Annotated in this window: 12 protein-coding genes; 5 read left to right on the top strand and 7 right to left on the bottom strand. The window is 60.5% G+C overall.

Translation table 11 applies throughout. The annotated features are described in order from the left end of the window. Positions 1 to 166 precede the first annotated feature (166 nt). From fba to tkt, 6 genes are all read right to left on the bottom strand, one after another. Positions 167 to 1,231 carry a class II fructose-bisphosphate aldolase gene (gene fba / locus F8N80_RS18770; RefSeq protein ID WP_150748754.1) on the bottom strand — a complete coding sequence of 355 codons (1,065 nt, stop codon included), beginning with the start codon at positions 1,229 to 1,231 and terminating at the stop codon, positions 167 to 169. A 252-nt stretch (positions 1,232 to 1,483) separates the two neighbouring features. Next, positions 1,484 to 1,816, bottom strand: a complete 333-nt coding sequence (locus F8N80_RS18765) for an MliC family protein (protein ID WP_150748753.1) — start codon at positions 1,814 to 1,816, stop codon at positions 1,484 to 1,486. A gap of 56 nt (positions 1,817 to 1,872) precedes the next feature. Next, on the bottom strand, positions 1,873 to 2,094 hold the full coding sequence (locus F8N80_RS18760; protein ID WP_150748752.1) for a hypothetical protein: 222 nt from the start codon (positions 2,092 to 2,094) through the stop codon (positions 1,873 to 1,875). 34 nt (positions 2,095 to 2,128) lie between these two features. After that, the gene (locus F8N80_RS18755; protein ID WP_150748751.1) at positions 2,129 to 3,292 is read right to left on the bottom strand and encodes a phosphoglycerate kinase; all 1,164 of its coding nucleotides are present in this window, start codon (positions 3,290 to 3,292) and stop codon (positions 2,129 to 2,131) included. A 25-nt stretch (positions 3,293 to 3,317) separates the two neighbouring features. Next, a complete protein-coding gene (epd, locus tag F8N80_RS18750) occupies positions 3,318 to 4,379 on the bottom strand; it encodes an erythrose-4-phosphate dehydrogenase (RefSeq protein WP_150748750.1) in 1,062 nt (353 codons plus the stop codon). Positions 4,380 to 4,562: 183 nt separating this feature from the next. Continuing rightward, entirely contained in the window at positions 4,563 to 6,560 is a 1,998-nt protein-coding gene (gene tkt / locus F8N80_RS18745) for a transketolase (RefSeq protein WP_150784430.1), read from the bottom strand. A gap of 273 nt (positions 6,561 to 6,833) precedes the next feature. Between tkt and F8N80_RS18740 the strand changes: the two genes are divergently transcribed. The 4 genes from F8N80_RS18740 to F8N80_RS18725 all read left to right on the top strand — a co-directional run bounded on the left by F8N80_RS18740 (position 6,834) and on the right by F8N80_RS18725 (position 11,402). Beyond that, positions 6,834 to 7,829 (top strand): ArsR/SmtB family transcription factor, encoded by a 996-nt coding sequence (locus F8N80_RS18740; RefSeq protein ID WP_150748748.1) that lies wholly within the window; start codon positions 6,834 to 6,836, stop codon positions 7,827 to 7,829. An 18-nt stretch (positions 7,830 to 7,847) separates the two neighbouring features. After that, positions 7,848 to 9,038: a methionine adenosyltransferase gene (gene metK / locus F8N80_RS18735; RefSeq protein WP_150748747.1), complete on the top strand. Its 1,191-nt coding sequence runs from the start codon at positions 7,848 to 7,850 to the stop codon at positions 9,036 to 9,038. 192 nt (positions 9,039 to 9,230) lie between these two features. Then, on the top strand, positions 9,231 to 10,910 hold the full coding sequence (gene ligB / locus F8N80_RS18730; protein ID WP_150784429.1) for an NAD-dependent DNA ligase LigB: 1,680 nt from the start codon (positions 9,231 to 9,233) through the stop codon (positions 10,908 to 10,910). A 96-nt stretch (positions 10,911 to 11,006) separates the two neighbouring features. After that, a complete protein-coding gene (locus F8N80_RS18725) occupies positions 11,007 to 11,402 on the top strand; it encodes a DUF1090 domain-containing protein (protein ID WP_150748746.1) in 396 nt (131 codons plus the stop codon). 42 nt (positions 11,403 to 11,444) lie between these two features. Here F8N80_RS18725 and F8N80_RS18720 read toward each other — a convergent pair whose 3' ends face one another. Further along, complete coding sequence (locus F8N80_RS18720) at positions 11,445 to 11,894, bottom strand: c-type cytochrome (RefSeq protein ID WP_150748745.1); 450 nt, start codon at positions 11,892 to 11,894, stop codon at positions 11,445 to 11,447. A gap of 128 nt (positions 11,895 to 12,022) precedes the next feature. On the opposite strand from F8N80_RS18720, the gene mltA reads away from it, so the two are divergent. Beyond that, positions 12,023 to 13,207, top strand: a complete 1,185-nt coding sequence (mltA, locus tag F8N80_RS18715; RefSeq protein ID WP_150748744.1) for a murein transglycosylase A — start codon at positions 12,023 to 12,025, stop codon at positions 13,205 to 13,207. Positions 13,208 to 13,249 lie beyond the last annotated feature (42 nt).

The following is a 13,249-nucleotide window of genomic DNA, read 5'->3' as shown; positions in this document are numbered from 1 at the left end:
GTTGTGTTTGCCGAGATCGATACCGATTAATGCTGACTCGCTCATGATGATGGCCTCCGAAAACAAAACACCCTGCGAAAGCGTAGCCCTCGCAGGGTGTTGGGGGTGACCATCTCATTAACCCGCCTCGCGGCGGGTTTTTTTATGAGACTAAAGCATTAAGGTCTTAGTTAACCTTAGCGTTCAACTCACCCTTCAGGTAACGCTGATACATCCCTTCCAGCGAGATCGGCTTGATCTTCGAAGCGTTGCCAGCAGTACCAAACGCTTCATAACGTGCGATACACACGTCACGCATTGCAGTCACGGTCGCACCGAAGAACTTGCGCGGGTCGAATTCGCTCGGGTTGGTGGCCATCAGGCGACGCATCGCACCGGTGGACGCCAGGCGCAGGTCGGTGTCGATGTTGACCTTGCGCACGCCGTGCTTGATGCCTTCGACGATTTCTTCAACCGGTACGCCGTAGGTTTCTTTGATGTCGCCACCGTACTGGTTGATGATCGCCAGCCAGTCTTGCGGCACCGAAGACGAACCGTGCATCACCAGGTGAGTGTTTGGGATGCGTTTGTGGATTTCCTTGATGCGGTCGATGGCCAGCACGTCACCGGTAGGTGGCTTGGTGAACTTGTAGGCGCCGTGGCTGGTGCCGATGGCGATGGCCAGGGCGTCGACCTGGGTGCGCTTGACGAAGTCAGCGGCTTCTTCCGGGTCGGTCAGCATCTGGCTGTGATCCAGGACGCCTTCGGCGCCGATGCCGTCTTCTTCACCGGCCATGCCGGTTTCCAGCGAACCCAGGCAGCCCAGCTCGCCTTCTACCGATACGCCGCAGGCGTGGGCCAGGGCTACAGTTTGTTGAGTGACGCGGACGTTGTAGTCGTAGTCGGTCGGGGTCTTGCCGTCTTCGCCCAGGGAACCGTCCATCATTACCGAGCTGAAGCCCAGTTGGATGGAGCGCTGGCAGACGTCAGGGCTGGTGCCGTGGTCCTGGTGCATGCACACCGGGATGTGCGGGAATTCTTCGATTGCCGCCAGGATCAGGTGACGCAGGAACGGTGCGCCGGCGTATTTGCGAGCACCGGCCGAAGCCTGGACGATCACCGGGGAGTCAGTCTTGTCAGCGGCTTCCATGATGGCGCGCATCTGCTCAAGGTTGTTGACGTTGAAGGCTGGAACGCCGTAGCCGAACTCGGCTGCGTGGTCCAGCATCTGGCGCATGCTGATAAGTGCCATTGTGTGTGTCTCTCCCGGTTGAGGGTCGTTAATCGTGCCAGCCTGCCGGAGCGGCGGCGGCTATTCAAGTTATTGCAGATCGGGGGTTGGCCCGGGCTGCGAATTCGGTATTACAAAAATCCTGAGAGCTCTCGATTCCCTGTAGGAGCGAAGCTTGCTCGCGAAAGCGGTTTAATCGCCAACACATGTGTTGCATGTGCGGGCCTCTTCGCGAGCAAGCTTCGCTCCTACAGGTTTGGCGCAAGCCTTCGATTACTCGGCTTTACAACCGCGGCCGATCAAATCATTGGTGGCGACCCAGTACACCAGGCCTTCCTCACCTTTTATGTGAAACGCCAGCATGTCGTTGCTGTACAGCGAACCTTCGGCGCCCGGTTCAAGTTTCAAACGGTAGACCTGATCGGCACCACCGAGACGCACGTCGACGTGCTGGCGGCTGGCGTCGGTGTAGCGCCAAATCACTTTGGCCTGGCTGTTGCAGGTCCAGGTGGTCCAGCTGTCCGTCGATTCGGCAGGCTTGAACGGGTTCAAACTGCTGCAACCTGCCAGCAGAGCCAGCGCCATAATGGCGATAAAACCTTTCATCCATGTTCCTCGACTGACGGCGCACGCCGCCAGCCCTGAGTAAAGGGTCAGACCCGTCAAGGGCAACCATGTTCCTTGGCCGGGGTCTGGGTCTCGTATTTTTCCAGGCCATCGGGCCCGGAACGCTTGTTGATCACCGGGTTGGTTTCGGCCTGCCAGTCGGCCTGGTAGCAGCCTTTGTCCTGTTCAGGCGTCTCGGGCACCGGCGGGGCTTTCGGGTTACTCCCACAAGCCGCCAGCATAGCCGCAGCGGTCAACAGCGCCAGGGTCTTGACCATCTGAACACTCCTTTGCCTGGTCAAATGGGCGGCCTCAGGCCTTGGCCCGGCTTTCCAGGACTTCAACGGCTGGCAGAACCTTGCCTTCGACGAACTCGAGAAACGCACCGCCGCCGGTAGAAATGTAGGAGATCTGATCGGCAACGCCATATTTATCGATGGCCGCCAGGGTGTCGCCGCCGCCCGCGATGGAGAACGCCGGGCTTTCTGCGATGGCCTGGGCCAGGACTTTGGTGCCGTTGCCGAACTGATCGAATTCGAATACACCCACCGGGCCGTTCCACAGGATGGTCTTGGACGACTTCAGCAGCTCGGCGAAATTCGCCGCGGTCTGTGGGCCGATGTCCAGGATCATGTCGTCTGCGGCCACGTCGGCAATCAGCTTGACGGTAGCGGTGGCGCTTTCAGCGAATTCCTTGGCAACGACGACGTCGACCGGCAGTGGCACGCTGACTTTGGCAGCGATTTCGCGCGCGGTGTCGAGCAGGTCCGGCTCGTACAGGGACTTGCCGACCGGGTGGCCGGCAGCCGCCAGGAAGGTGTTGGCAATGCCGCCGCCGACGATCAGCTGGTTGCAGATCTGGCTCAGGCTGTTGAGTACGTCGAGTTTGGTCGAGACCTTGGAGCCGGCCACGATAGCAGCCATTGGTTGAGCCGGGGCGCCGAGGGCTTTGCCCAGTGCATCCAGTTCAGCGGCCAGCAACGGACCAGCGGCGGCGACTTTGGCGAACTTGGCCACGCCGTGGGTCGAACCCTCGGCACGGTGAGCGGTGCCGAAGGCATCCATCACGAACACGTCGCACAGGGCGGCGTATTGCTGGGCCAGTTCGTCAGCGTTCTTTTTCTCGCCTTTGTTGAAGCGCACGTTTTCGAACAGCACGACGTCGCCGGCCTTGACGTCTACGCCGCCCAGGTAATCGGCCACCAGCGGCACTTCGCGGCCCAAGGCTTTGCTCAGGTAGTCAGCGACTGGCTTGAGGCTGTTCTCGGCCGAGAACTCGCCTTCGGTCGGACGGCCAAGGTGCGAGCAGACCATCACCGCCGCGCCTTTTTCCAGGGCCAGCTTGATGGTCGGCAGCGAGGCCAGGATTCGCGCATCGCTGGTGACTACACCGTCCTTGACTGGGACGTTGAGGTCTTCGCGGATCAGTACGCGCTTACCTTGCAGATCGAGGTCGGTCATCTTCAACACGGTCATGGGTCGCAATTCCTGGATAGCTGTTTTAGAGAGCAGGTTTTGGTTGTGGTGCAGCTGTTTGCAAATAGTGTTCTGCAACATCCAGCATTCGATTGGCAAAACCCCATTCGTTGTCGAACCAGGCCAGGATGTTCACCAGCCGCGGGCCGGAAACACGGGTCTGACTGGCATCGACGATGGCCGAATGTGGGTCATGATTGAAATCACAGCTTGCGTGAGGTAGCTCGGTGTAGGCCAGAAGGCCTTTGAGCGGACCGCTGGTAGCGGCCTCGCGCAGAATCCGGTTGACCTCGGTGGCGTCGGTATCGCTCACGGTCTGCATCGTAATATCGAGGCAAGACACGTTCACCGTCGGCACCCGCACGGCTTTGGCCTGAATTCTCCCGGCAAGTTCCGGCAACAGGCGTTCGATGCCACGCGCCAGACCAGTGGACACCGGGATCACCGACTGGAACGCCGATCGGGTGCGGCGCAGGTCTTCGTGATGATAGGCGTCGATCACCGGTTGGTCGTTCATCGCCGAGTGGATGGTGGTGATCGATACGTATTCCAGACCAATGGCCTGATCCAGCAGGCGCAACAGCGGCACGCCGCAGTTGGTGGTACAGGATGCGTTGGACACCAGCAACTCGTCGCCGGTCAGGCAATCCTGGTTCACGCCATAGACGATGGTGGCGTCGACATCCGCCTCGCTGGCCATCGGCTGGGAAAACAGCACTCGCGGCGCGCCGGCGTCGAGGAAACGCTGGCCATCTTCACGGGTGTGGTAAGCGCCGGAGCACTCCAGCACCAGATCGACGCCCAGGGACGCCCAATCGATGCCTTCAGGGGTGGCGCTGCGCAGGACTTTCACGCATTCGCCATTAATATGCAGACAATCTCCCTCGATTCTCACTTCACCGGGAAAACGCCCGTGGGTGGAGTCGAAGCGTGTCAGGTATTCGATGCTGGCCATGTCGGCCAGATCGTTGATCGCGACAATTTCAAACCCGGCCTTTGCCCCTCGCTCGAACAACGCACGCAAGACGCAACGACCAATCCGGCCGTAGCCGTTGAGTGCAACTTTGTAGGGACGCGGTTGAGGCATGGGGTTCTCGATGACGCTTGGGAATTTAGCCGCCAGGTCTGCCGCCTTCGCGGGCAAGCCTCGCTCCTACAAGGATCGCGTTGTGTGCGGGATTGGGATTACCCCGATCCCGCATTACAAAGAAAATCTGTAGGAGCGAGGCTTGCCCGCGAAGACGTCAGCCCCGATATCGCAACTTCTGGATCAGTCTTCCAGCAACTCTTCAGCCTGACCCAGGATGTTTTCCAGGGTAAAGCCGAACTCTTCGAACAAGGCTGGCGCAGGCGCCGACTCGCCGTAGGTGGTCATGCCGATCACGCGGCCTTCCAGGCCCACGTACTTGTACCAGTAGTCCGCATGGGCGGCTTCGATGGCGATACGCGCACTGACCTGCAACGGCAGAACCGCTTGCTTGTAGCCGGCGTCCTGGGCATCGAACACGCTGGTGCAAGGCATCGAAACAACTCGCACCTTGCGGCCTTGCTCGGTCAGCTTGTCGTAGGCTTGAACCGCCAGGCCGACTTCCGAACCGGTGGAGATCAGGATCAGCTCAGGCTCGCCTGCGCAGTCCTTCAACACGTAACCGCCACGCGCGATCTCTTCGATCTGAATCGCATTGCGGGTCTGGTGCTGCAGGTTCTGACGGGAGAAGATCAAGGCCGAAGGACCGTCGTTACGCTCCAGGGCGAGCTTCCAGGCCACAGCCGACTCTACGGCATCGGCTGGACGCCAGGTGTCGAGGTTCGGCGTACTGCGCAGGCTGGTCAATTGCTCGATCGGCTGGTGAGTCGGGCCGTCTTCGCCCAGGCCGATGGAGTCGTGGGTGTAGACGAACACCACGCGCTGCTTCATCAGCGAGGCCATGCGTACCGCGTTGCGGGCGTATTCCATGAACATCAGGAAGGTCGCGCCGTAAGGTACCAGACCGCCGTGCAGCGTCACGCCGTTCATGATCGCGCTCATGCCGAACTCGCGAACGCCGTAGTACATGTAGTTGCCGCTGGCATCTTCAGCCGTGACACCTTTGCAGCCTTTCCACAGGGTCAGGTTGGAACCGGCCAGGTCAGCCGAACCACCCAGCAATTCCGGCAACAGCGGGCCGTAGGCATTCAATGCGTTCTGGCTGGCTTTGCGGCTGGCGATGGTTTCGCCCTTGGCCGCCACTTCGGCGATGTAGGCATCGGCCTTCTCGGCGAAGTCAGCCGGCAGCTCACCGCTCAGACGGCGAACCAGCTCGTTGGCCAGCTCAGGGAAGGCTGCGGAGTAGGCCGCGAAACGCTGGTCCCATTCGGCTTCGGTCGCGCGACCGGCTTCCTTGGCGTCCCATTCGGCGTAGATGTCGGCCGGGATTTCGAAAGGACCGTGGTTCCAGTTCAGCGCCGTGCGGGTCAGGGCGATTTCCGCGTCACCCAGGGGGGCGCCGTGGCAGTCTTCCTTGCCTTGCTTGTTCGGCGAACCGAAACCGATGGTGGTCTTGCAGCAGATCAGGGTCGGTTGCTCGCTCTTGCGCGCGGTCTCGATCGCGGTCTTGATTTCTTCCGGGTCGTGACCGTCGACATTGCGGATCACCTGCCAGTTGTAGGCTTCGAAACGCTTGGGCGTGTCGTCGGTGAACCAGCCTTCGACTTCGCCGTCGATGGAAATGCCGTTGTCATCGTAGAACGCGATCAATTTACCCAGGCCCAGCGTACCGGCCAGGGAGCTGACTTCGTGGGAGATGCCTTCCATCATGCAGCCATCACCGAGGAACACGTAGGTGTGGTGATCGACAACGTTGTGGCCTGGACGGTTGAACTGGGCCGCCAGGACTTTTTCTGCCAGGGCGAAACCCACGGCATTGGCCAGACCCTGGCCCAGTGGACCGGTGGTGGTTTCCACGCCAGGGGTATAACCGAATTCCGGGTGACCCGGGGTGCGGCTGTGCAGTTGACGGAACTGCTTGAGGTCATCGATCGACAGGTCGTAGCCGGTCAGGTGCAGCAACGAGTAGATCAACATCGAGCCGTGACCGTTGGACATGATGAAGCGGTCACGGTCGGCGAACGATGGATTGCTCGGATTGTGCTTGAGGTAGTCACGCCAAAGTACTTCGGCGATATCCGCCATACCCATAGGGGCACCGGGATGGCCGCTGTTGGCTTTTTGCACGGCATCCATGCTGAGGGCACGAATGGCGTTGGCACGCTCACGACGGCTGGGCATCGCTGTTCTCCTGCGGGTTCTGAATCGAGAGTGAATAAAACGAAACGGAAAAAAGGCGAGCATTTTCCCTCACCGACACGCCCCGGGGCAATGACAGAAAGTCATCTGAGGGCGTTTTTCCGGTGGATAAATTCTCATTCGCCTGGTGAAACCTTTCCGCTGACGATTTGTAGAGTGATCCTTTCCCCGAGAAGTGCCATCTATCGAGCAATATCAAAACTTTTTGATATTGCCCTTGCGATGCTTTCTGAGCGTCACTAGACTGCTGCCCCTATGAATTTACGCGCGCGCTCCATACGACATGATCATTGCGATGAGCTGTCGGCCCTGTGCAAGGCCGGTGGCGATCCTCTGCGCCTGACGGTATTGCGCGCGCTGGCCAACGACTCGTTTGGCGTGTTGGAACTGGCGCAGATCTTCGGCATTGGCCAGTCGGGCATGAGTCATCACCTCAAGGTATTGGCCCAGGCCGATCTGGTGGCGACCCGCCGTGAGGGCAACGCGATTTTCTACCGTCGCGCCCTGCCCCACACCGACCTGCCGGGAGGCAAGCTGCATGCCGCGCTGCTGGAAGAAGTGGATAACCTGACCTTGCCTGCCGACGTGCAGTCACGCATCGCTCAGGTCCATGGACAACGAGCCGCCGCCAGTCAGGACTTTTTCTCACGGGTAGCGGAGAAGTTTCGCGCCCAGCAAGACTTGATCGCCGGTCTGTCGCAATACCGTGAAAGCGTGGTGGCTTTGCTCGACAAGCTGAGTTTCAACCAAGGCGCCACAGCCATTGAAGTCGGCCCCGGCGACGGCGCCTTTCTGCCGGAACTGGCGCGCCGCTTCACCCAGGTCACGGCGCTGGACAACAGCCCGGCCATGCTCGAACTGGCGCGCCAGGTCTGTGAGCGCGAGTCACTGCTTAATGTCAGCCTGCAACTGGCCGATGCATTGAATGGTGTGAGCCTCAAGGCCGACTGCGTTGTGCTGAACATGGTGCTGCACCACTTTGCCGCGCCGGCCGATGCGCTCAAGCACATGGCCGGCCTGCTGCACCCAGGCGGCAGCCTGTTAGTAACAGAGTTATGTAGCCACAACCAGAGTTGGGCCAAGGAGGCCTGCGGTGATCTCTGGTTGGGGTTTGAACAGGACGATCTCGCCCGTTGGGCCACCGCCGCGGGACTCGTTCCCGGGGAAAGCCTCTATGTAGGCTTACGTAATGGTTTCCAGATTCAGGTCCGCCACTTTCAGCGACCGACTGGCGACACTCACCATCGGTAAATTCAGGAAAAAATCGAGATGAGCGAATACTCCCTCTTCACCTCCGAGTCCGTGTCTGAAGGGCATCCGGACAAAATCGCCGACCAGATTTCCGATGCAGTGCTGGACGCCATCATTGCTGAAGACAAGTTCGCCCGCGTGGCGTGCGAAACCCTGGTGAAAACCGGCGTTGCAATCATTGCCGGTGAAGTCACCACCTCGGCCTGGGTTGACCTGGAGCAGATCGTTCGTGACGTCATCATCGACATCGGCTACAACAGCTCCGACGTCGGGTTCGACGGTGCAACCTGCGGCGTGATGAACATCATCGGCAAGCAGTCTCCCGACATCAATCAGGGCGTCGACCGTGCCAAGCCTGAAGATCAGGGTGCCGGTGACCAGGGCCTGATGTTCGGCTACGCCAGCAACGAAACCGACGTGCTGATGCCAGCACCGATCACCTTCTCGCATCAACTGGTGCAGCGCCAGGCCGAGGCCCGTAAATCCGGCCTGCTGCCGTGGCTGCGTCCGGACGCCAAGTCCCAGGTCACCTGCCGTTACGAAAACGGCAAAGTCGTGGGCATCGACGCGGTTGTCCTGTCGACCCAGCACAACCCTGAAGTGTCGTACAAAGACCTGCGCGAAGGCGTGATGGAGCTTATCGTCAAGCACGTACTGCCTGCCGACCTGCTGCACAAGGACACCCAGTTCCACATCAACCCGACCGGCCAATTCATCATCGGCGGCCCGGTAGGCGACTGCGGCCTGACCGGTCGCAAGATCATCGTCGACACCTACGGCGGCATGGCTCGCCACGGTGGCGGTGCGTTCTCCGGTAAAGATCCATCGAAGGTCGACCGTTCGGCCGCCTACGCCGGTCGTTACGTGGCCAAGAACATCGTCGCAGCCGGCCTGGCCGAGCGCTGCGAGATTCAGGTCTCCTACGCCATCGGTGTTGCCCAGCCAACGTCGATTTCGTTGAACACCTTCGGCACCGGCAAGATCAGCGATGAGAAAATCATCAACCTGGTCCGCGAAGTCTTCGACCTGCGTCCATACGCAATCACCACCATGCTCGACCTGCTGCACCCGATGTACCAGGAAACCGCTGCGTACGGCCACTTCGGTCGCACCCCGGATACCAAGACCGTGGGTGACGATACGTTCACCACCTTCACCTGGGAAAAAACCGATCGCGTCGACGCCCTGCGTTCGGCTGCCGGTCTGTAAGACTTCCCTGGCAGTACAAAAAGCCCCGCCCGGTTCGCCGTGCGGGGCTTTTTATTGTCTTTCGCTTTACACCGTGTCGCCGACGAAGAGGCCACCCTAATCACCACAGAAACACCAGGCAAAACACCCACCCTGCTCGCCAGACAATACTGACTAACCTTCGAGCACCCCCAACGAGCAAAGACGCTCACGATGCCCCTCGACCTGCGTGCATTAGTCGGTTTTGTACTGAGTTTTCTCTGCCTGACCACCCACGCCACCCAGTGCCCGGACTGGCCGCCTGCCCGCGCGCTCGACGAAATCAGCGCACTGCAAAAACAAATCGACCTCTGGGACGACAGCTATCATCGCGACGGCCGCTCATTGGTCGCCGACGAACTCTACGACCAAGCCCGTTTGCGGCTGAGCGAATGGCAAGAATGCTTCGCCACCGGTCCCTCCCCCGAACCGTTGCGCACGGCAGGTGGCACCGTTGCTCACCCCATCGCGCACACCGGCCTGGGTAAACTCCAAGACAGTCACGCCGTCGACACCTGGCTCAAAGGTCGAAACGATGTCTGGATTCAGCCCAAGGTCGACGGTGTGGCGGTGACGCTGGTCTACCGCAAAGGCCTGCTGGTTCAGGCGATCAGTCGCGGCGACGGGGTCACTGGCCAGGACTGGACCACCCCGGCGCGACTGATTGCCGGCATCCCCCAGCAACTGTCACAGCCGCTGGACCTGGTGGTGCAAGGCGAACTCTATTGGCGTGTGACTGACCATGTACAAGCCCAGTCCGGCAGCCTCAATGCCCGCGGCACCGTCGCCGGCCTGATGGCCCGCAAGGCACTGAGTGCCGAGCATGCTGGGCAGATCGGCCTGTTCGTCTGGGACTGGCCCCAAGGCCCTGCCAGCTTGCCCGCGCGCGTGGCGGCGCTGGATGAATTGGGATTCTCGAGCACTGCACCCTACAGTCAGCCGATCAAGACATTCGCCGATGCCGAACGCTGGCGCGATCACTGGTATCACTCCCCCCTGCCCTTTGCCAGCGATGGCATCGTGATGCGCCAGGAGCAACGTCCACCCGCCGAACGCTGGCAGGCCAAAGCACCCTATTGGATCGTCGCCTGGAAATACCCTTTTGCCCAGGCGCTGGCCGAGGTGCGCAGGGTCGACTTCAAGATCGGCCGGACCGGGCGCATCACGCCGGTGCTGGAACTGACGCCGCTGAGGCTTGATGACCGGCAGATCAAGCGAGTCAGTGTGAGCTCTCTGCAACGCTGGGAAGCAATGGACATCCGGCCCGGTGATCAGGTCGCCATCAGCCTGGCGGGCCTGACCATTCCCAGGCTCGATGGTGTCGTCCTGCGCAGCACCGAACGCACTGAATTGAACGTGCCGCTGGCAACAGATTTTCATCCGCTCAGTTGTTGGCAGCCGACACCAGGATGCGAAAGTCAATTTCTTGCACGCCTGGCCTGGCTTGGTGGCAGTCAGGGGCTGGCCTTGCCCCATGTCGGTCCTGGCACTTGGGAGAAACTTTTCGAAACAGGCCACCTGAACGGGCTGCTGGATTGGTTGACCCTCGATGCCCAAGAGCTTGCTAACATTGATGGCTTCGGCGAGCGTAGCAGTGCTCGTCTTTTCAATAGTTTCAACGTCGCCCGGCAACGCCCGTTCGCCCGCTGGCTCAAGGCCCTGGGCATGCCGCCGACCGGCCAGGCACGCCTCGGCGCTTCATGGCAGGAACTGGCGCAACGCAACACCGGACAATGGCAGGCCGAAACAGGTATCGGCCCGGAACGCGCGGCGCAATTGAGCGCATTTTTCCGCGACCCGCAGGTCCTGGCCTTGAGTGAAACATTACGTGTGGCGGGGATTGACGGTTTCTAGCGGCCGTTGATGCCTGCCCCGCTGGAACCCAATGATGTCGACGGGCTCAAACAACCCATCGCCACATCGACCCGATTGCCTTCACATGGAGCTTTTATGAAATTTCTTTCACCCCTCGCCCTGTTGACCCTTTGCAGTGTGATGGCCGCTCCCCTGATGGCCGTCGAAGAAGCTCCGGGCCTGAGCGGATGCGCCGCCAAGAAGCAGGGCATCATCAACCAGATCGAACTGGCCAAGTCCCGCGGCAACGCCGATCAACAGGCTGGCCTGGAAACGGCTCTGAGCGAAGTCACCGCCCATTGCACCGATGCGTCACTGAAAAAAGAGCGGGAAAACAAGGTGCTCGATGCCAAGCACGAAGTCAGCAAGCGTCAGACCGACCTCGACAAGGCGATGAAAAAGGGCGATGCCGAGAGAATCAACAAGCGCAAAGACAAACTCGCCGAGTCCCGCAAGGAGTTGCAGGAAGCGCTCGACGAACTGGATAAGTGACCCCTTGTAGGAGCGAGCGATGCGGTCATAAGCACCCTCAGATCAATGATCCCGAAACTCTTTATGGCAAGCACTGCAGGCATCTTCGACTTTCTGCACCGCCGGCCCCAGGTTACTGGCCTTGTAGGGCTGAACCTTGCTGGCAATCACCAGGTCACTGGTGGCGGCTTCAAGGCTGCGGGCCAATTCCTGGAAGCGTGCCTGCTGCTGCCAGACATCATCCTTTGCGCTGGTGTGATCTTCTTCGCGCACCTGCGGGAAATGTTTCCACGGCTCACGGGACAGCGCATCAAGTTTCACGGCACCGTCAGCGAATCGCCCGCCGTCGAACGGAATACGGCCACGCAACATGCCGCCAAGGTCTTCACTGGTCTTGAGCATTTGCTTGAAGATCGCCTTGCGCTGGCCCAGCGGCGAGTTGGGGTCCACTGCGCCACAAGCGGACAAGGCCAGGCAGGCCAGCAATACAATGGAAAGTCTTTTAAAAGTCATGGTGGCTTCAGGTCACTGGAAACGGCGGCCAGTATCCTCGCGTCACCCGCAAACACCAATAGCCCTATTATCGATACGGTTTGCATGAGCGCATGGGGCACTCAGGCAACCGGCAAAGGAATTATTTCATGAACAGCCGTTACAAGGCATGGCGTCACAGCCTGGCCTGGACCCTTCCAATGGTTGCCGTGCTTGCGGGCTGCACCGGCGGCGAACCCGAAAAACCGAAAACCCACGCCCTGGCGACCTACTCCAGCGCCACATGGGAAGCGCTTCCCGTGGTGTCCGACAACGATCTGGTGGCCGGCTTCGGTTCGTGGCGCAGCGCATGCACCCGGCTCAAGGCCGACCCGATCTGGGGTTCGACCTGCGCCGCTGCGGCCAGCGTGCCACAAACCGCCCATGAGATTCGCGGGTTCCTCAAGCAGAACCTCGACGTCTATGGCCTGCGCGCGGCCAACGACAACCCCAACGGCTTGATCACCGGCTACTACGAACCGGTCTACCCGGGCAGCCTGACCCAGACCGAAATGGCGAATATCCCGGTGTACGGCGTACCCGAAGACATGATCATCGTCTCCCTGGACAGCCTCTACCCGGAGCTGAAAGGTAAACGCCTGCGCGGCCGGCTCGAAGGTCGCGTGCTCAAGCCCTACGACGATGCGGCAACGATCGAGACCAAAGGCGTCAAGGCACCGGTCGTTGCCTGGCTGACTGATCCAATGAACCTGCAATTCCTGCAAATCCAGGGTTCGGGACGCATCCAGCTCGACAGTGGCCGGCAGTTGCGCATTGCGTATGCCGACCAGAATGGTCATCCCTATCGGCCCATCGGTCGTTGGCTCGTAGAACAGGGCGAGCTGAAGAAAGAAGACGTGACCATGGGCGCCATCAGCAGCTGGGCCAAGGCCAACCCGACGCGCATTCCCGAACTGCTCGCCAGTAATCCAAGCTACGTGTTCTTCACCCGCAACCCGGACAGCAACGAAGGACCTCGCGGCTCGCTGAACGTACCGCTGACCGCCGGCTACAGCGCGGCAGTGGATCGTAAAGTGATCCCCTTGGGCAGTCTGTTGTGGTTATCGACCACCAAACCGGACGGTTCGGCACTGGTTCGTCCGGTAGCGGCTCAGGACACCGGCGGCGCGATCGCGGGTGAAGTCCGGGCGGATCTGTTCTGGGGCACTGGCGAAGCGGCCGGGCAGTTGGCCGGTGACATGAAGCAGCAGGGGCAGATCTGGATGCTTTGGCCCAAAGGCGCGGCGTTGCCGCAAGTGCCGCAGGTGGCGGATGCGGCCAAAGCCAGTCCTTGAGTTCTGCTGTGGCTGATAGATAGCTTTCGCGAGCAAGCCCGC

Origin of the sequence: Pseudomonas fluorescens, assembly GCF_902497995.1 — a bacterium.
GTDB lineage: Bacteria > Pseudomonadota > Gammaproteobacteria > Pseudomonadales > Pseudomonadaceae > Aquipseudomonas > Aquipseudomonas fluorescens_BK.
This window is presented reverse-complemented; position numbering and strand designations above follow the sequence as displayed.